This window comes from Pedobacter nyackensis, from assembly GCF_032678475.1.
Taxonomy (GTDB): Bacteria; Bacteroidota; Bacteroidia; order Sphingobacteriales; family Sphingobacteriaceae; genus Pedobacter; species Pedobacter nyackensis_A.
Genome location: NZ_JAVTSF010000004.1, coordinates 451,318 through 470,305 on the forward strand (window position 1 = coordinate 451,318; position 18,988 = coordinate 470,305).

The following is an 18,988-nucleotide window of genomic DNA, read 5'->3' on the forward strand; positions in this document are numbered from 1 at the left end:
AAATCCAAAAGCAAATGTTTACTTTGAGATCAATCAGACATCAACCAGATTATGCATAAGAACTTCCTGATCCAGATATTTACACTCCTGTTGTTTACCAGTAATGCAGTTGCACAACGTGTAAACGAGAAACAGATAGACAGCACATTAGCCTCAGTTACAGGTGCAACTGAACCTGGGTTTGTAGCAGCGATTATAAAAAGCAATAAACTGGTTTATGCGAAAGGCTTTGGTCTTGCTGACATTGAAAAACAGATTAAAATAGATGTTAAAACGCCCTTCAACATCGCATCAAATTCAAAACAGTTTACTGTTGCCTGTATTTACCTACTTGAGCAACAGGGCAAACTAAAAACCAGTGATAAACTATCGAGGTATTTTAAAGATCTCCCAAAATATGCAGACAGCATTACCATTGCACACCTGATTTACCATCAAAGTGGCTTAAAAGATTATTCGACTTTAAGAGCTTTAAGAAATATCGGCGATTTTAAAAGGGAAAGAAACATGTACCAATTACTTGCCGCTCAAAAATCTTTAAACTTTAAACCCGGAGAAGAAACTAGTTATTCCAACTCTGGTTATTTCTATTTGTCTTTAATTGTAAAACAATTGAGTGGAATGGATCTGGCAGACTTTGCGAAGCAAAACATTTTTACCCCCCTAAAGATGACGAGCACTTCGTTTTCCCGTAATCATCGCATTCCCCATAAAGCCAATGGTTACGTATTTAAAGATAACCAATATCTGATCAACAACGCTACTGACACGACCATTGGGCAGGGTAATATGTATAGCAATGTGCCAGATCTTAAAAAATGGTTGAACGAGATTAAAACCCACAAACATTTTGGTGAAGCTTTATGGCAAAAAATGTTTACACCTCCGCAACCAGGGGCTAAATATGCCGGAGGTTTGATTATCGACGTTGTAAAAGGTAGAAAACGCATATCTCACGGAGGAGATATAGATGGCTATCACAGTGATATGTATTCTTTTCCAAATGATGATTTAGGAATGATCATTTTAAGTAACAAGGATAATATTTCCATATCAGGCATTCATGCTAAACTTATTGAAGCTGTTTATGGAAAAGAAACACCAGCGGTTGTTAATACAAAAACAGAAGAAAAAAAGACCTCTACCCCATCCATTACTTTTGATACCACAAGCTATATCGGAACTTACCGAATGAGCCCCGGTACCGTTTTCGATGTATCAAAAACCAATAAAGAATTAAGTGTATACCAACGCTGGAATGGTATGTCATTTAAGTTGCTGCCAAAAACACAACACCTGTTTTACACTGATTTTGATCCAAATGTAACCTTTGAATTTAAAAACATCAGCAACGATAAGGCGCAGGAATTAGAACTTTTTCAAGAAGGTAAAGTCACGAAAATTACCAGAACCGAGATTGATATCAATTTAACAGAATATACAGGGCAGTTCTATAATGATGAGCTAGAAACCAGTTATACGTTTATCATCAAAGACGGTGTGTTAGAATTTTCAAGTAACAAAGAACCAGTGCAATTAACTGCTACTGATAAAGATCATTTTTACAGCGACTGGGGTGATATAATTTTCAGCAGGGACAAAGAGGGCAGTATTAATGGTTTTTCTTTAAACCATACCAGGGTGAAAAACCTTCATTTTACAAAAACGATTCTTTAAAATTAATTATTTTTATATTTTTACCGCCGTAATGTTCAGGAATGAATATTTCGGGATGTAGCGTAGCCCGGTATCGCGCCAGCATGGGGTGCTGGAGGTCGTGGGTTCGAATCCCGCCATCCCGACTTGACGGGACAAAGTAGAAAAATCTACTTTTGCTCGGTTTTTAGAGATTATGGAGACAAAGAAAGCAAGGTAATCCAAAATACGGTGAACGCCCATTACTTTGTCTTCACAACATTTTAGCCAATGCAACCACACCCTCTTCCAGTTCTTCTTCGGAAAGCGAACCATAACCTAACCTTATGCCGTTTATATTCTTATCAAAGCTATAATTATCAGGTGTAATAATTTTAATGCCTTTGTTTTTCAGTTTTTTGGAAATTTGCTCCCAGTCCACTTGCATATTAGGAACAATCCAAAAAGCTAAACCACCATCAGGAACAGTATACCTTGCTTTGTCTTTGATGTGTTTTTTCAGCACAGTTGCCGTAAAGTCCCTTTTGGCTTTGTAATGATTAGTTGATTTTTTGATATGCCGTTTTATGGTGCCGTCTTTGATCAATTGCAAAACTGCCTGTTCCATAATACTGTCACCCTGCACATCAATAATTTTCCGCAAACTGCCCACTCTTTCAATAAAAGAATAGCAATTACTTACCAAATAACCAATACGCAAAGCAGGTGCAACAACTTTACTCATTGTACCAATATAAACATAGTTTTTTAGCTCTATAAAACTTGACAATGGTAAAACCGGACGATATCCAAAATGAAACTCATTGTCATAGTCATCTTCAATAATCGTAAACCCGTATTCGTTAGACAACCTTATTAATTCTAATCTTCTATTCAAGCTCAATGTCGCAGTAGTCGGATATTGGCGGTGTGGTGTAAGGTAAATTGCCTTTATCTTTTTGCTGGATTTTAAATAAGAAATAACGTCATCAATCAGCAAACCGTCCTTGTCCACTCTTGCAGGAAGCAACTTTGCACCTGAATTTTCAAATGCTTTCCAGGCAGGTTTATACCCAGGGTTTTCTATTATCACATAATCATTTTTTGTAAATAAGCATTGAGCAGCCAGGTACATTGCCATTTGACTACCACGAGTGATACAAATATTTTGTTCGTTTACTTGCATACCTCTTTGATGATTTAGCATTTGAATAATGTTCTTTCTAAATTCTAATTCGCCCAACTCATTGCCGTAGCCCATCATCTGCCACCTTGCTTTTTGATTGAAGATCTGGCGATAAGCTCTTGCTAACTCAGTGATTGGTGCTATTTTACTGTCGGGGTGTCCGTCATCAAATTGTATATGAAAATGCTGATTCGAAATATCTTTTATCGCAGAAGTTATATGATCACTTTTTTGTACTTCATTAAAACCAGGCAAAATTTCGGCAACAAAAGTACCTCGTCGTTCTTTAGAAATCAACCATCCTTCTATAAGCAATACGTTAAGAGCTTCCACGATTGTATTCCTATTCACCTTTAAAAGTTGGGCAAGGTTTCTACTTCCTGGCAAGGCTTCACCAGCTTTTAACCTACCAGAATGAATGTCTTTTATAATAGCATCAGCTATTTGCAGATAAATAGCTTTATCCGATTTTTCATCTAACTGTATTTCGAAATTCCAACGTCTTAACATCTGGACTATCTGTTTTTATAAAAACTGTATCACAATAGCAGTCCAAAGGTACAATACTTTTGTATTGCAATAATGCACAGAACTAAAAAATTTAAGTTATGTCAAAATTAGAAACAGCTACAGAATTAAAAAAGTCAATCCGTGCAGAGCAAAAGCAATTCAGCTCTAAAGACTTTCATCAGACATTTGCAAGACCAACGTATGTAAAGCCGCTACACATCATTCACAAAAATGTTGAAAATGCAGGTGTACACAACCAGTTTTCGGAAGAAAGAAAGCACCCTGTTTTCTTTGTGGATTTACCAAGTAAAAACGTAAGCATGACCATTGGAGGTTTGTTACCTGGACAGAAAACTCACCTGCACCGTCATACCTACGAAACCGTATTGTATGTCATTGAGGGTAAAGGCTGGTCACGTGTAGAAGATGAAATTGTGGAATGGGAAGCAGGTGATGCTGTTTATATTCCGTCTTGGGCGTGGCATCAGCACCAAAACCTAAGCAACACCGAACCCGCGAAATACATTGCTTGTGAAAACGCCCCGCAACTACAAAACTTGGGTGTAGCATTACGTGAAGAAGAGGGAAGAGATTTTTAACTTTTAAAGCAACATAATAAATGAAAAAAGTACCATTTAAAGGTATAATCGCTTATCCGGTTACACCATTTGACAACAACGAGAATGTCGATATTCCATTATTCAGAAAACAAGTAGAACGCTTGGTTACAGCAGGTTCTCATGCTATCGCCCCATTGGGAAGTACAGGTGTAATGCCTTATCTTAATGATGGTGAAAAAGAAGCCTTGACCGAAGCAAGCATACAACAGGTAGCAGGTCGGGTGCCAACATTGGTAGGTGTTTCTAATCTTACCACAGAGAGAACTGTTTATCATGCACAATTTGCAGAAAAGGTAGGTGCAACAGCAGTAATGATTATCCCAATGAGTTATTGGAAATTGTCTGATGAAGAAATTGTGAAACACTACGATACCGTTGCATCCAGAATTTCCATTCCGATTATGGCCTATAACAATCCCGCTACATCTGGTGTGGATATGTCGCCTGCTTTGTTGAAACGCTTATTGCAGATACCAAATGTTACGATGATCAAGGAAAGCACCGGCGATATTCAGCGTATGCATTACTTAAGAAAAGAGTTGGGCGAAGAAGTAGCTTTTTTTAACGGCTCTAATCCCTTGGCATTAGCTGCATTTTCGGCAGGTGCTAACGGTTGGTGTACCGCTGCTCCCAATCTAATACCCGAACTCAATATTGCCCTTTATCATGCTATACAGGAAAACGATTTGGATAAAGCCCGAAAAATATTTTACAAACAGGTCGATTTGTTGAAATTCATTGTAGCAAAAGGTTTACCACGCTCCATAAAAGCAGGTTTAGACTTGTTGGGAGTAGGTGGAGGCGGTTTTAAAAGCCCTTTGAAACCGCTTAGTGAAAATGAGATAGCGGAACTAGAGAGCATACTTTCGGCTATTGAAAGTGAAGTTTATCAGTATTAACCATAATTCAAAAACAAAGTAAAATGGCAAAAGCAATTTTTTATCACGCAGGTTGTCCTGTATGCCTAAGTGCAGAAAAGGACATTTTAAATCTCATACCTGAAAATCAGGTTGAAGTAATCCATTTGGGAGCAGACAAATCAAAAATAAAAGATGCAGAAAGTGCAGGTTTAAAATCTGTCCCTGCATTGGTTTTGTCCAATGGAAATGTGTTACATATTAACTTTGGTGCTTCAATTGAAGATTTGAAGTAATCAAAATCTAAAAGCCCGAAAGCACTATGAAACTTTCGGGCTGTAGTTTGAATCTGTCGCAAGGTGATTTTGTCTCCAATAATATTGGATTTACACCGTTTCATATTTGATGTAATCATGATCAAAGCTCCCATCGTCATAAAGGTTTAAAAGCGCATAACCTGGCACTGTTTGCTTGTACGAACTTTTACCATCATCACCCGGTTCCCACCAAAAACCGCTTGTAGCACCATTACAGATATAAGTTACATCATTATACCAAACTTTATCCAGCAAATGGATATGTCCGCTTAAACAGATTTTGACGTTCTTATTCTTATTAAAAACCTCGATAAACTTCATGATGTCTAAATGATTATAACTGCCCCCAACTTTAAATGGCCCTCTAAAATCTGTTTTATTATCTGTAATACCAGTACAGCTCAGCAACGGATAGTGCGACATGATCAAAGTGGGTTTATCCTGGCTGTTTTTCTCTACATCCTGCACAAACCAGTTCCATTGTTCATCATCCAGCATCCCGGGGTTTGTTGGATGGTTACTGTCCAGCATTATAAAATGCCAGCCATTTTGATCAAAACTGTAATAGTTGTTTTTTATGCCCAGCATTTTTAAAACCCCAGGTTTGCCATATAATTCATCTCCCTTACCTTTCCACCACATGTCGTGGTTTCCAAGCACATGATGCATAGGAATATCTTTAACTACAGCAACGCTTTCTTTCCAGCAAGCCCATTGTTGCTCTACCCTATCCTTTGTAATATGATCGTAGTCAGCCGCATAAATAGAATCCCCTCCGTTAAGGATCAGATCTACTTTATCTTTTTTTATCATTTCCAGGCACTTTTTAAAACGACTAACCGCATCATACTCCGGTCTGATGTGGACATCGGTAATATGCGCTATCTTTAAAACTTTCTTTTTCTTCTTTGTTACTTCCGATGCCTGGGCAACATTTCCCAGCATTACCGTCCCTGTTGCTACGCCCAGTGACTTTAGTAAATCCCTTCTTTTCATGTGGTTCTTTTGTGTGTTATTTAGTTTTCTTTTGTGTGTTATTGGTTTTGTTAGCCGAGCTTCCGGTCGGAAATATATGGAACAATCGGATAAATGTATTCATTCATTTTTACGCCCAGTTTCTCTGGCGATGAGCCTACAAAGACAGTCTTTCTGCCTTTGATTGTAATCTTCCCTTTACCCTCAATTTCAACCATAGCCCATAGAGGATCTTTATAAGGCACAGTATATTTAATATTAGGCCGTGCCTTATCTACTTCTTCCGAATACCGGATTTCTTTATAGTCGTCTCCAAGCCACTGATATGACGCGCTGTTAATCTGTACATAATGTATTTTATTGATCTGGTTGTAATAATCCTGATGGTGATGACCACTAATCACCAAAATCACCTTTTGTTTACCAGCTTTGTTATTTGCCTGTTCTAAAGTATATCGCAAAAGAGTCCCATTTTCCAGGCCTCCGGAATCATTATCCAATCCCTGGTGACAAAAGATAATCGTTGGAAGCGAAGTCTCTTCCAGATCTTTTTTTAACCATTCCACCTGAGTAGGAGAAATATAGCGCGCATAACCCTTTGGCCGATATTCACTTTCATTGTTTTCATTCCCATCAAGCACCACAAAATGAAAACCATTGGCATCAAATGAGTAATATTTAGCTTTGGCATTCCAGAATTCGACCACCTGATCGCGGGTATAACCTCCATCCGTATCATGGTTACCGATTACATGATATTTCGCCCCCTTAAACTGATTCCAAACATCCATCAACGGGACATTTGCTTTTTTGGGAATGCAAAAATCTCCTACCTGAATAATAAAATCAGGGGCTTCAACATTCATTGCATTAACAAATGCGGATAAACGTTCTATTCCATCATGCATAATGTCGTGATGAAGATCAGTGATGATACCAAACTTAATCTTTTTATCCACGGGATTAAGCTCAGGGAAGCCTGCAAAAAGCAAGGCTCCACCAGACAGTCCTGTTTTAGTCAAAAATTCTTTTCTGTTCATTCTCATTTTATTAACTGAAATATAGTACTAATGGCAACATGATCTGAGGGGAATAAAGTTACATCTGATTGCTTGCCGGTTTTAATTTTAGTAACTCAAATATAACAACACTAAACAAATGTTTAGTGTTGTTTAACTTTATTTTTGTATTAAAATAAGATAAGCCCTCCTCACGGAGGGCTATCACTAAACTAACCAACTAAACTACTTTATCCATCCAGGATTCTGAACAAGATTTGTATTCAGCAACAACTCTGAGGTTGGCAATGGGAATAAGTAATTTTTATTTTCGTCAAATGTTTTTGTTTGATTTGGAAAAGGAACAATGTTTCCCGAGTTCCCGTTAGAAAGGAAAATATCCTTGTTGATCACCGCATAAGTAACACCATCTACTTTCGGATCAGGAACAGCAGTTACAATAGCGAAGTCAGGCTTACCATCTTTAGTCAGATCATACGTTCCAAGTCCGGGGAAATAAATCCCATAAAATTTCTTTGTAAACAAGGCCCCTGCTTTCCAGCGCATGATATCACTGTACCTATGCCCCTCTCCTGCAAGCTCAACCCGACGTTCCCTTCTAATTTCGAGGATCAGCGCACTATTTACATTAGGGTATTGCGCAGCTAAAACCGGATCCATAGCAACGGCCATAGTCAGATGGGCAGCTCCTTTCATCCCCACACGATCTCTGAGTTTATTAACCGTCAAATCCAAAACATCCTGAGATATTGCGCCCAATTCGGCCATCGCCTCCGCATAATTTAACAAGACCTCAGCATATCTGATGACCGGAGCATCATTATCAGATTCTCCATACACCGACTTAACTGCATCATCCTGATAAAATTTAACCTGTATATACCCTGTTGGGGCCCCACCAGGTATCCTCGGAATCGGACTAAACCTTTTGCTTTCGTCCGTTCTGTCAATACGCGTATAAAGCGGATTTAATACGGTCTGGATTAATCTTGGATCTCTGTTTTCAAACTCATCCATATACGTTTTGGTAGCATAACCAGGAACAGAAGTAAATGGTGTACCATCTTTCATCAGATAGGTATTCACCATTTCTTTAGTAAAACCCCTTCCATAAGCACCAGACTCTGCACTAAAAGCATGCTTTACGTTCAATAACGTACTGTATTCGTATGCCAGTATCACTTCATTTACCGGCGCATCAGACATCGCAAATAAGTTAAGATAATCCACATCAGGCTTGTCGGTCGTATAAAGAGAATAACCTCCCTCGTCCATTACTTTTTTGGCGGCATCTCTCGCCGCAGTCAGAAACTTGTCTGCGTCTGCAAGTCCACGATACTTACGCCAGGTACCTTCAAACAAACAAATCCTGGACTTTAACGACAGTGCAACATATCTGTTTATAGTCCATTTCGGAGATTTAGATGTACGAACATTTTCAGAAGCGAAATCCAGGTCCTTCATTACCGAATCCATCACTAATGCCCGGGGATCTTGTGTTTTATACAAAAGCGCTTCGTCAGTAATGTTCATTGTTCCTGAATACCAGGGCACATTTCCAAAACGCTTAACCTTCTCAAAATAAAACCAGGCACGAAATAACCGTGCAACACCAACATAATGGTTCTTGGCCTCAGCTGAAGCTTCTGCTCTTCCGTAATTCTCCAGAAAATAATTCACACGACGTAAATAAGCCCAGTCCCAGCCACCACCGGTGCTCGGAATTAAGTACTCACCTGCTACTACCTTATCGTAAGGGATAATTTCCATATTATCGCTCTGCACATCTGCTGTCATGATCCCCGCTCCCGGCACCAGAGTATACATTCCATTACAATACAATTCCAGGTCCTTTTCATTTTGAAAAAAGGTTTGTGGCGCGATATCGGTAATTGGAAGCTTATTAAGAAAATCCTTCTTGCAACTTTGAAAGCACATTAAAACCATAATGATGCTTGCATAAATACCTATGTTTTTTGACATGATCTTCATTATTTTATGTCTTAAAATGTTACATTAATACCTGCTGAATAACTCCTTTGGAAAGGGTAAGATTTTGCAGTTCCCCAGGAACCATCTCCCCCAAGGGTTTCCGGATCAAGCACTTTAAATTTAATGTTGTTAATCTCCCCAATATTTTCACCGCTCACATAGAACCTAAAAGTCTTAAGCCCAATTCGTTTCACCAACTTCTCAGGTAACCTGTAGCCAATTGTCAGATTTTTTAAGCGCAAATAAGAGGCATCCTGCAGGTAACGGGTCTGCACCACATCAAGGTCATACCAATCTCCAACATCTCCTGTTCTCCAGGCCGCATACCTTGGAAAATATGCATTTGGATTTTCCGGAGACCACATGTTATCGATCTGATGTTGGTAAACATGCTCCCATGGCGCACGGTAAGTGCCCCAGAAATAACTTGTTGAACCTAACCAATAATCTCTTTTAGCAACTCCCTGTAAGAAGAAACTCATGTCAAATCCTTTCCAGTTAAAACCCCCACTCAAACCATAAGTGTAGCGTGCTTCATTATTCCCAATGATTTCAAGATCCCCATGATCTCCTAAGGTCCGTTTACCTATATTGATTTTTCCGTCGCCATTTAAATCTCTATATTTTGGATCTCCCGCCTTAAAGCCATAATAACCGTCAAGGGCAGACTGATCGGCATGTGCAGCTACTTCAGCATCAGACTGGAACAGTCCTTCTGTTTGTAGTCCCCATATCTCACCAATTCTTTTACCCACATAATTCTCAGCAATATTTCCATTTGGATTATCAAACCTGGTGATCACCGTGTAGTTATCCGCTAAAACAAACCTAAGGTTATAGTTGAAATCAGAATTAGACAGCTTAAAGTTGTTATTGTAATTTAAAGTCAGCTCCCAGCCTTTGGTTTTTAAATCGGCCGCATTGGTTCTGGGAGGCGCTGTTCCAAGTACAGCAGGAAGCTGCCTTGAAGAAGTTAACATATCTTTTACTTCTCTGATGTAATAATCATAAGAAATATTAAGCTTATTGTTCAATAACGCAATGTCAGTTCCCCAGTTTTTAGTATACTGTCTTTCCCATGTTAAACTTGGTGAAACAAGTCCCGGAGAAAACACCGCAGGCGGTTGTGCCCCACCAAGGATATTTGTTATTTTAGATGAACTAGGTAACATAGGAATATATGGGTAATAATCAGGATCGCTTGAACCAGGTTTGTTTACCGTCTGATTACCCAATGAACCATAAGAGAACCTTAATTTAAAATCGTTGATAACTGGCTTCAGCCCGTTAAAGAAACTCTCTTCGGATACCCGCCAACCTATTGATCCCGAAGGTAAAAATACATAACGGTCATCCACCGGGAACCGGGAAGAACCGTCTCTTCGTCCATTTATCTCAAGTAAATATTTGTTGTCATATCCGTAATTAAATCTAAAAAACTGACTTTTTAAGCCCCATTCTCCTGCTTCTGCAGTATAAGTTGGATTACCAAGGGCAAGCCCGATATTTGGTGTATTGGCACTAATCAGGTCATTACGGAATATAGAGTTTTCATCCTCACGAAATTCCTCCTGGCTATATCCAAGCATCCCTTTGATGTTATGCTTGCCAAAATCCCTTTCATACTCCGCAAACAAATTAAACACACTGTATTTGCTGGTATTATACCCCTGTCCTAAGCCACTTTGTCCATCACGTATACTCGCCTTAGGATCAGCATTCTGATAGTACAATGGGACATAAGGGTTTTGGTAATTTCCATTTACCGTTTGAAAAGTATAATTAGAAGTTACCCGAAGACTATTATTCAAAAAACCAGACTGCGCTTCAAAAGTGGTCAGATAATCATTCTTCTGGGACTCTCCACGTCCGCCATCTTTTAAATATCCCAGTAAAACCCCTGTAGCTGTATAAGATCCATTTGGATTATGTACAATTTCAAAACTCGGCTGTCTTCCTATTGCATGGAACAAATCACCTCTCGAAGGCCCGTTCCATAACGTAGGATATTTGTAGCCGGTTCTGCTAAATTGAGTGTTGTTACTTAATTTTAACCAGGAGGTCAACTTATATTCAGTTTTACCACGCAATGAATACCTGCTGTAAACGTCAGGGTTTCCTTCAAACAATCCCTCCTGTCTCAAATAGCCAGCGGAAACACTATAGGTAACCTTTTCGGAACCGCCTCTGACAGATAAATTATTATCCCAGGTTGGCGTATTCTCTCTGAAAAGCTCATCAAACCAATTTGTTGATCCAACATATATATACTTCGTTGGATCTGCAGGATCGGTATAATAAGGAGGCAGACTTGGATCGGCAGAACGTCTGTTTGCATAATCCATAAAAGTCTGGTTATAAAGATCTGTTCCGTAGTAAGCTTTATAACCTTCATTTTTAACACGCATTACAGTTCCCGGATCGGTAACAATGTTCGGCAACTGGGTTAAACGCTTTGCAGAAAAATTAGATAAAAATTCAACTGACGTTCCGGAATTAAACTTGCCACTTTTGGTGGTGATCAGGATTACACCAAAGGTAGCCCTTCCTCCGTAAATAGCTGCTGATGCCGCATCTTTCAAAACAGTAATGCTTTCCACATCCTGTGGATTGATTGCATAAAGGCTGGCATTTGAGGTTGTAGGCACTCCATCTATTACAATAAGCGGAGATCCACCATTAATAGATTCATATCCCCTGATATTCAGGTCAGAAGTACGGCCTGGTTCTCCACTAAAATTGGTAATGGTTAAATTTGGGATCACCCCCTGTAAGCCCTGGGCAATATTGGAAATCGGGCGGTCTTTCAGTACATCACCACTAACAGTACTTATTGCTCCCGTTAAGTTTACTTTTTTGGTGGAGCCATAGCCCACAACTACAAACTCTCCGAGATCCGCAGAACTTTCCTCAAGTTGTATGGTGATCGACGTTTGTCCGCTCAATGAAACCTCTTTGGATTTATAGCCTATAAAAGAAATAACGAGGACATCGTCTTTATCTGCTACAATAGAGAACTTTCCATCTGCGTTTGTAGTCGTTGCTTTTTTAGTACCCTTCACTTTCACGGAAGCTCCAGACAGCGGTAATCCCTTACTGTCTACAACTTTGCCATCGATACTGATAAAAACCGCCAGTGGAATCCCTAAAATCCCCGCCGACTCTTCCTCGACCCTGGTTTTCACCACAATGGTTTTGCCAATAATAGCATAACTAAGCGACTGATCTTTAAACACATCATTCAAAACCAGATAGAGCGACCTATCCTTTACATTCAGAGAAACTCTGTTTCCTTTTTTAAGCAATTCTGTTTGCACCCATAAATCATAGCCACTTTGCTTCTTAATTTTATCCAGAACAAGTTCCAGCGATGCATTCTTTACTGCTAAAGTAATGCTTTGCCCATAACCTGAAGCATACGTATGCAGGCAGGTTACAAAACAGATCAAGGCTACTAGTTTGATTCGCATGATAAATCTTCTTTTTCTATCTGGGCAAATCCCCATATACCAGGCTAAAAAACCCTGGGCACTTCTATTTGCCACCTTATTTTTATAAATAGGTAGGTACGGAGTAAAAAAATCCATATTTTTGTTGGGTTTGGTTGTTTCGTAAAAAAGTTATTCCATTTTTTTATTTTAGATTTCAGCCAGCTAATGCCGGATGTGGTACGAACACATTCCGGTTTTTTTTTGGCTTAATCGGGTAAAAACTGCCTTGCAGCTTTACCAAATCAGCTAGTCTTGTACTATAATCCTCCTTCCGTCAACTTTAAAATTTAATCCTCCTGTTTTTAATATTTCAAATATTTGGGATAATGGTGTATCTCTTGATATAGTTCCCCTAAAATGATAATCGGGAACCGCCCCTATAAATTCAACATCTACGTCATACCATCTTGAAAGCTGTCGCATAATGGAAGACAGACTGGCATCATCAAATTGAAAAGATCCATTTTTCCATGATAAGATTTCTTCCATTTTCGGATGCTCATTTAAACTTATCGCTTGGTTGGCATTTACAGCTTGCTGCCCAGGCACTAACGTAAGGCTGCTTTGTTTTTTTGAGTCCAAATGAACTTTTACACTTCCTTCCACCAAAGTCGTTTTTACATTTCCTTCATCCAGGTAACTGTTAATATTGAAATGTGTGCCTAAAACTTCAACCACCTGGTTTCTACTCGTCACTTTGAATGGTTTCATTTTATACTTGGCCACTTCAAAATATGCTTCTCCGGTAAGCACAACCTTTCTTTCATTCCCAGTGAATGTAACAGGAAATCTTAATGAGGAAGCAGCATTAAGCCATACCCTTGTTCCGTCCGGCAAATTAATAAGATACTGCCCTCCTCTTGGTGTCTGTATTGTATTGTAAGCAACACGACCTTCTGCATCCTTATGTGATCCTTCGCTCACTGTATAAACCAATTGTCCTTTAGTAGTTTTGGAAATGCTTATTCCTGATTGTTGGGCAACTTTACCATTACCTACTGCATCAAGATCAAGTTTAGTTCCATCGTCTAAAATCAGGAAGGCTTTATTTCCTCCCGGAGTTATGGCACTAACATTCGCACTTAATTTACTTTGTCCCTGATCTGTTTTATCTAATTTAAAATACAATCCAATAGCGGCAACAAAAACAACTGCGGCGGCGGCAGATAACCACCTATAATTTATTTTCTTCCCCAAATAAGCCTGTTTGTTTTTAATATTTAAATCAATTTGCTTCTTTAGGTTTTCTTTTAACGCTAACAATGTCTCTTTGTTCAAAGATTCCGTAAGGTCATCTTCACTATTGGAAAGCGCGGAATAGGCTTCCAAAAAGTCTTTTTCTTCATTAGATGCAGTTCCATTATTATATCTGGCTATGATTCGTAAAATTTGCTTTTCAGTAAGATGATCCATTAGACACGTGCTTTAATAGTATGACCCCTGACAAGAACAAAAGCCCAGTCGTCATAAATATTTTTTTTTAAAGCATGGTTTATTTGGAAAAACTCCCTTACGATGAGTTAAGAGCACATCAATAAAAGAAGCGTCATTGTAAGTACTGTTTTGAGTCGGGCCAGTGCCCGTCCCAAATGATTACGAACTGTTTTAGGGGATAAACAAAGTTGATCCGAAATCTCAAGCGTATTCAGATTTTCGTGATACCGCTTTCTAAAAATTATTCTTTGCTGATCGGGTAAGTTATTGATCAGTGCCTCATAAGATCTGACAAATTCTTTAAATAAAAGTTCCCCATCTGTATGATCGCATGACACCTCTGTTTCTGTCAATAAATCGGAAATCGGACTGCAACGCCCCTGCTTAACCATAAGCTTATAGGCCTTATTTCTAACAGCAGTAAAGAAATAAGCTTTAAGGTTTTCAATCTTATCATCCTTATCTCTTAACCATAGTTTCGTAAATATATCCTGGGTAATATCCTGTGCAGATGGTACATCTTTAATCTGCTTATAAGCTGTATTGTACACAAGCTTCCAATACCTATCATAAAGTTCATTAAAAGCTGAATTGTCAGAATTTCTGATCAGCTCTAATAACTCTTCATCGGTTCTGCCTTGTACCAGATTCAATTTCATGATATTGTAAAGTTACCCCTTGTTGCCTGTCGGCTATTATTAAATATAAATATACTAATACTAAACATTAGTTTATTTTAATTCAATTTTATTTTTTTATTAATTTTTACCTGAAAAAAAGCAAAATCCAGTATTAAAATTAACTTGGAACGTACGCCATGCAAATCCATAACTCAAAAGAGTCCGTACCATATAAAATCATGATACGGACTCTTTTGAGTTATATAGGTTACTTATCTGACTTTACTATTTACCTTCAAACATTCTACCTGTTTGGGTAGCAATCAGACCTTCAAAAAGGATTTCCTCTTGTTTAACAAAGCCTTTCGAAGGTAGTGTGCCATTGGCAACCATCTCTACAACTGCAACCAGACTGGCCGCAGTAGTCCAGGAAATAGCACGCCATAATTGTCCGTCTATAACTACCGGGGCATACGACCTGTAGAACTCATTACGTCTCAACTGTCCATCTTTCCAGCCCTCGGCAACTGCATAAACCAATACTACATCTTCCTCCACGGGTGGCTTCGCATTTTTCAGGATCTCTTCCAGTTGCGGTTTATCATTTTTAAGATGCAATTCATGGATTAAAAAATTCATAAGATCACAATGTCCCGGATAGCGAATGGTTTTATAATCCAGTTTATCCACTTTGCCTTCATAAGTTTCGCACATTGTGCCCAATCCCCCCGAAGTGTAAAATGCCTCGTATTCCGCTCCCTCTATGTTGATGACTTCTTTACCTTGCAGGGAAATGACTTCTTTGCGCTGGCCATTATGAATCGCCACCGCATCGTTGATGTATTCATTGACTACTCCTGTTGCCGACCATGTAAAAGAATAGCCCATTTTTCCATTCGGATATTTAGGGAGTGCACCAACACGCATTTCTATGGAACGCAATTTTTCAAAATCTTTAGCCAAATCAGCGCCAATAATCCCGATGATACCTGGAGCCAGACCACATTGAGGTGCCAGAACAGCTGTTGCCGTGTCACTCAGGCTTCTGATGTAATCAGTAGTAGCCACATCTTCTGTAAGGTCGAAATAATGCTTACCATGTTGATGCGCTATTTTTGCTATGGTCTTATTTAAAAAATAAGGAAGTGCAGATACCACCGCATCGTATTCAGCAATTAACTGCTCCATCAAGACAGCATCCGCAACATCACCTGTGATTACCTTAAACGGAAGGTCATAGTGGTAATATGGTTCCTGCTTGTCCATCCCGGTAACTTCAAACTGCTTGCTAAGTAGCAGTCCCACAAGCGTACCCACTTTACCAAGGCCGAGAGTTAATACTTTTTTAATCATAAGGTTAATATTTGGTTTTTTTTTTGAATGTTCAAATATGCTCACATTTACCATTAGCAAACAATACAGATTGATAAAGAAACGATAAGCGACGCTAATCAATCAAAACTAAAACACCTGACAGGTTATATTGTTTTCTTGATGGAAGACGTTATTTCTTCCAATATTTCGAAAGCCGTCTCCGCCATTTTATTGCCTTTATTGTCCAGCAAAGGATTAACTTCCACCACTTCAAAACACACAACTTTCCGGCTCTCGATAATGCGTTTAATAATGGCGATGATTTCATACTGATCGAAGCCCTTGGAAACAGGTGTACCAGTACCCGAAGAAATTAAATCACAATCCATACTATCCACATCAAAGGATATATAGATCAGGTCACACGCTGTTAGTTTTACCAGAGCTTCCTCTAAACAGGTATCTAAGCCTCTAAACCGGACCTCTTCCACCCTATAGTTTTTAATACCCAGGTTCCGCATTTGAATATCTTCTGCTTCTTCGGTATCACGAACACCGAAATAGATCACATGCTCAGGTTTTAACTTGGCCTGTGGAGTCCCAATCGTTTTCAGATTATCCCAGAAAAGTAAGGTTTCCCCCTCCACTTTATTCACCTGACAATCCAGGTTATCATTGGCTAATGCGGCGGCCATGGGCATTCCATGTATATTTCCCGAAGGAGAAGTATATGGGGAATGTAAATCTGCATGGGCATCTATCCAAACTACACCAAGGGTTTTATCCGGATAGATAGTTTTTATCCCGCTGATTGTACCTAAAGCCGAAGAGTGGTCCCCTGAAAATACCAGTGGGAAATGATCCCCGACTAAAGTCTGCCCGACGACTTTAGCTACCCGGGTACATTGCTGTAATACATGCTCGATTCTTTTGGCAAAAGAATTCCTGTCTTTGTTGTAGATCGTTTCATTGTGTGTTTCCACATCGACAAAAGGGAAACTATTGAAATACTCGCTACCCTTATTAATTGCAGCAATTTCAATAGCATCTATCCCCATATCAGAACCACGTGTCCCTGCACCAATATCAGATCTGTTTTTTATGAGCTTAATCGACCGCTTCATACTGCTAGGCAAAATCCAATAGCGATTTTTCGATGATCGTCAGGCTCTCTTTTATTTGTGCTTCAGTAATTACCAACGGTGGGGCTAAACGGATCTTGTTACCATGAGTAGGTTTTGCCAGCAAACCATTTTCCTTAAATTTAAGGCAAATATTCCATGCAAGATCAGACTCTTCTGAGCTATCAATTACGATGGCATTCAACAAACCTTTACCTCTTACAAGATTAATAATCCCTACCCTTTTCGCTATATCTTCCAATCCTGTACGGAATATTTCGCCAAGTTTAAGCGCATTTTCAGCCAGGTTTTCATCAATAACAACCTGCAAAGCTTCTTTAGCTACTGCACAAGCCAGCGGATTACCGCCGTAAGTAGAACCATGTTCCCCTGGTTTTATGGTCAGCATAATTTCGTCGCTGGCCAAAACCGCTGAGACCGGTAATACACCTCCAGAGATCGCTTTGCCTAATATTAAAATGTCGGGTTGGTTAGTTTTATCTTCAGCAGTGATGTCGTATGAAGCCAACATACTTCCAGTACGGGCAATTCCAGTCTGGATTTCGTCAGCAATAAAAAGCACATTATATGTTTTACACAAAGCTTTAATACGGGATAAGTAATCACTATCGGGTACAACTACCCCTGCCTCCCCCTGAATCGGTTCTACAATAAAACCAGCAATGTTTTTATCTGCTATCAATAATTTCTCAAAAGATTCCACATCATTATATGGAACGTGAGCGATCCCATCTACAAAGGGGCCAAAATTTCGCCTGGCGCTTTCATCGTCGGATGCCGAAATGACCGAAATGGTCCTACCGTGAAAATTCCCGTTGGCAAATACAATTTTTGCCTGATCCTGAGCAATACCTTTTACCTGATAAGCCCATTTTCTGCAAAGCTTCATGGCAGTTTCTACGGCTTCTACCCCAGAATTCATGATTAAAGCTTTATCAAAGCCAAACAACTTGCAGACAAATTCTTCAAAATCGCCCAATTTATCATTATAAAAAGCACGGGAAGTCAGCGTTAATTTCTCCGCCTGAACTTTTAAAGCGTTTATAATCCGTGGGTGGCAATGCCCCTGGTTTACGGCTGAGTAAGCCGAAAGAAAGTCGTAATACTTTTTCCCTTCTACGTCCCAAACAAATACCCCTTCTCCTTTTTCCAGTACTACAGGCAAAGGATGGTAATTGTGTGCGCCGTATTGATCTTCTTTCTCTATTAACTGTTCACTTTTACTTAAGTTTGCTGTAGTTCCCATTGTCGAATATTTAAACTGTTCACAACAAAGGTAACAATTTAACTTATTTTAACACAAAACAAAGTAAATTTAACTTTTTAAAACACACAAAAAGATTAATTTAACTTAAATTGATCAAAATTTGAACAAAATACTCCTTTAAGAAAATAATGATGGACGCTATAGATGAATTCGACATTCAGATTTTAAAACAACTCGAAAAAGACGGACGCATGGCCTATTCTGCAATTGCAACTGCATTGGGGGTATCAAATACCATGATCCATCAAAGAATATCGAGATTGACCGAACAAGGTATCTTAACCGGGATTAAACCTGTTTTAGATGAGAAAAAAATAGGTTACGACTGGGGTGCTTTTACCGGTATCACGCTTGAAAAAGATCACGATTCAGATCGCATTATCGAGGAATTAAAGAAAATTCCGGAAGTTACAGAGTGTTATTATATCACAGGAACTTATACCCTGTATCTAAAGATCATTGCCAAAAATCATGAGCATATGAGAAAAATACTCTATGAAAAAATTGATGGCATATCTGGTATCGCTAAAACCGATTCTATTATGGAGTTAGGTTGTGCATTTAAAAGGAATATCATTTTATAGATAAAAAAACAAGCTGTATCATTAA

General features: G+C 39.0%; 15 protein-coding genes and 1 tRNA gene. 6 read left to right on the top strand and 10 right to left on the bottom strand.

The window, feature by feature from the left end:
* The first annotated feature begins 51 nt into the window (after positions 1-51).
* Entirely contained in the window at positions 52-1,677 is a 1,626-nt protein-coding gene (locus R2Q84_RS15870; protein WP_316817555.1) for a serine hydrolase, read from the top strand.
* A gap of 51 nt (positions 1,678-1,728) precedes the next feature.
* Positions 1,729-1,802, top strand: a tRNA-Pro gene (locus tag R2Q84_RS15875).
* Between the two features lie 107 nt (positions 1,803-1,909).
* On the opposite strand, the gene R2Q84_RS15880 is transcribed toward R2Q84_RS15875, so the two are convergent.
* The gene (locus tag R2Q84_RS15880) at positions 1,910-3,331 is read right to left on the bottom strand and encodes a PLP-dependent aminotransferase family protein (protein WP_316817556.1); all 1,422 of its coding nucleotides are present in this window, start codon (positions 3,329-3,331) and stop codon (positions 1,910-1,912) included.
* Between the two features lie 98 nt (positions 3,332-3,429).
* Here R2Q84_RS15880 and R2Q84_RS15885 point away from each other — a divergent pair, with 98 nt between their 5' ends.
* Genes R2Q84_RS15885 through R2Q84_RS15895 form a run of 3 tightly spaced genes read left to right on the top strand, consistent with a single transcriptional unit; the run spans position 3,430 to position 5,104 of the window.
* On the top strand, positions 3,430-3,930 hold the full coding sequence (locus R2Q84_RS15885; protein WP_316817557.1) for a cupin domain-containing protein: 501 nt from the start codon (positions 3,430-3,432) through the stop codon (positions 3,928-3,930).
* 20 nt (positions 3,931-3,950) lie between these two features.
* Positions 3,951-4,850, top strand: coding sequence for a dihydrodipicolinate synthase family protein (locus R2Q84_RS15890; RefSeq protein ID WP_316817558.1), 900 nt, complete (start codon positions 3,951-3,953; stop codon positions 4,848-4,850).
* A gap of 23 nt (positions 4,851-4,873) precedes the next feature.
* Complete coding sequence (locus R2Q84_RS15895) at positions 4,874-5,104, top strand: thioredoxin family protein (RefSeq protein ID WP_316817559.1); 231 nt, start codon at positions 4,874-4,876, stop codon at positions 5,102-5,104.
* 90 nt (positions 5,105-5,194) lie between these two features.
* Here the strand turns inward: R2Q84_RS15895 and R2Q84_RS15900 are convergent, their stop codons facing one another.
* The 9 genes from R2Q84_RS15900 to rocD all read right to left on the bottom strand — a co-directional run bounded on the left by R2Q84_RS15900 (position 5,195) and on the right by rocD (position 18,358).
* On the bottom strand, positions 5,195-6,121 hold the full coding sequence (locus R2Q84_RS15900; RefSeq protein WP_316817560.1) for a metallophosphoesterase family protein: 927 nt from the start codon (positions 6,119-6,121) through the stop codon (positions 5,195-5,197).
* 50 nt (positions 6,122-6,171) lie between these two features.
* Positions 6,172-7,140, bottom strand: coding sequence for a metallophosphoesterase family protein (locus R2Q84_RS15905; protein ID WP_316817561.1), 969 nt, complete (start codon positions 7,138-7,140; stop codon positions 6,172-6,174).
* A 204-nt stretch (positions 7,141-7,344) separates the two neighbouring features.
* The gene (locus tag R2Q84_RS15910) at positions 7,345-9,102 is read right to left on the bottom strand and encodes a RagB/SusD family nutrient uptake outer membrane protein (RefSeq protein WP_316817562.1); all 1,758 of its coding nucleotides are present in this window, start codon (positions 9,100-9,102) and stop codon (positions 7,345-7,347) included.
* A gap of 20 nt (positions 9,103-9,122) precedes the next feature.
* A complete protein-coding gene (locus tag R2Q84_RS15915; RefSeq protein ID WP_316817563.1) occupies positions 9,123-12,581 on the bottom strand; it encodes a TonB-dependent receptor in 3,459 nt (1,152 codons plus the stop codon).
* Between the two features lie 267 nt (positions 12,582-12,848).
* The gene (locus tag R2Q84_RS15920) at positions 12,849-14,015 is read right to left on the bottom strand and encodes a FecR family protein (protein ID WP_316817564.1); all 1,167 of its coding nucleotides are present in this window, start codon (positions 14,013-14,015) and stop codon (positions 12,849-12,851) included.
* Positions 14,016-14,122: 107 nt separating this feature from the next.
* Positions 14,123-14,695 carry an RNA polymerase sigma factor gene (locus tag R2Q84_RS15925; protein WP_316817565.1) on the bottom strand — a complete coding sequence of 191 codons (573 nt, stop codon included), beginning with the start codon at positions 14,693-14,695 and terminating at the stop codon, positions 14,123-14,125.
* A 246-nt stretch (positions 14,696-14,941) separates the two neighbouring features.
* On the bottom strand, positions 14,942-16,009 hold the full coding sequence (locus R2Q84_RS15930; protein ID WP_316817566.1) for a saccharopine dehydrogenase C-terminal domain-containing protein: 1,068 nt from the start codon (positions 16,007-16,009) through the stop codon (positions 14,942-14,944).
* A 125-nt stretch (positions 16,010-16,134) separates the two neighbouring features.
* Positions 16,135-17,094 (bottom strand): arginase, encoded by a 960-nt coding sequence (locus R2Q84_RS15935; RefSeq protein ID WP_316817567.1) that lies wholly within the window; start codon positions 17,092-17,094, stop codon positions 16,135-16,137.
* Positions 17,095-17,098: 4 nt separating this feature from the next.
* Positions 17,099-18,358 (bottom strand): ornithine--oxo-acid transaminase, encoded by a 1,260-nt coding sequence (gene rocD / locus R2Q84_RS15940; RefSeq protein ID WP_316817568.1) that lies wholly within the window; start codon positions 18,356-18,358, stop codon positions 17,099-17,101.
* A 149-nt stretch (positions 18,359-18,507) separates the two neighbouring features.
* Here rocD and R2Q84_RS15945 point away from each other — a divergent pair, with 149 nt between their 5' ends.
* Positions 18,508-18,963: an Lrp/AsnC family transcriptional regulator gene (locus tag R2Q84_RS15945; RefSeq protein WP_316817569.1), complete on the top strand. Its 456-nt coding sequence runs from the start codon at positions 18,508-18,510 to the stop codon at positions 18,961-18,963.
* The last annotated feature ends 25 nt before the right edge of the window (positions 18,964-18,988 follow it).

Bases quoted from the DNA above. Each gene is read 5' to 3' on its own strand.
- R2Q84_RS15890 (WP_316817558.1), top strand. From the start codon at position 3,951: ATGAAAAAAGTACCATTTAAAGGTATAATCGCTTATCCGGTTACACCA.
- R2Q84_RS15900 (WP_316817560.1), bottom strand. From the start codon at position 6,121: ATGAAAAGAAGGGATTTACTAAAGTCACTGGGCGTAGCAACAGGGACG.
- R2Q84_RS15945 (WP_316817569.1), top strand. From the start codon at position 18,508: ATGATGGACGCTATAGATGAATTCGACATTCAGATTTTAAAACAACTC.
- R2Q84_RS15895 (WP_316817559.1), top strand. From the start codon at position 4,874: ATGGCAAAAGCAATTTTTTATCACGCAGGTTGTCCTGTATGCCTAAGT.
- R2Q84_RS15935 (WP_316817567.1), bottom strand. From the start codon at position 17,094: ATGAAGCGGTCGATTAAGCTCATAAAAAACAGATCTGATATTGGTGCA.
- R2Q84_RS15870 (WP_316817555.1), top strand. From the start codon at position 52: ATGCATAAGAACTTCCTGATCCAGATATTTACACTCCTGTTGTTTACC.
- rocD (WP_316817568.1), bottom strand. From the start codon at position 18,358: ATGGGAACTACAGCAAACTTAAGTAAAAGTGAACAGTTAATAGAGAAA.
- R2Q84_RS15930 (WP_316817566.1), bottom strand. From the start codon at position 16,009: ATGATTAAAAAAGTATTAACTCTCGGCCTTGGTAAAGTGGGTACGCTT.
- R2Q84_RS15885 (WP_316817557.1), top strand. From the start codon at position 3,430: ATGTCAAAATTAGAAACAGCTACAGAATTAAAAAAGTCAATCCGTGCA.
- R2Q84_RS15910 (WP_316817562.1), bottom strand. From the start codon at position 9,102: ATGTCAAAAAACATAGGTATTTATGCAAGCATCATTATGGTTTTAATG.
- R2Q84_RS15920 (WP_316817564.1), bottom strand. From the start codon at position 14,015: ATGGATCATCTTACTGAAAAGCAAATTTTACGAATCATAGCCAGATAT.
- R2Q84_RS15915 (WP_316817563.1), bottom strand. From the start codon at position 12,581: ATGCGAATCAAACTAGTAGCCTTGATCTGTTTTGTAACCTGCCTGCAT.
- R2Q84_RS15925 (WP_316817565.1), bottom strand. From the start codon at position 14,695: ATGAAATTGAATCTGGTACAAGGCAGAACCGATGAAGAGTTATTAGAG.
- R2Q84_RS15905 (WP_316817561.1), bottom strand. From the start codon at position 7,140: ATGAACAGAAAAGAATTTTTGACTAAAACAGGACTGTCTGGTGGAGCC.
- R2Q84_RS15880 (WP_316817556.1), bottom strand. From the start codon at position 3,331: ATGTTAAGACGTTGGAATTTCGAAATACAGTTAGATGAAAAATCGGAT.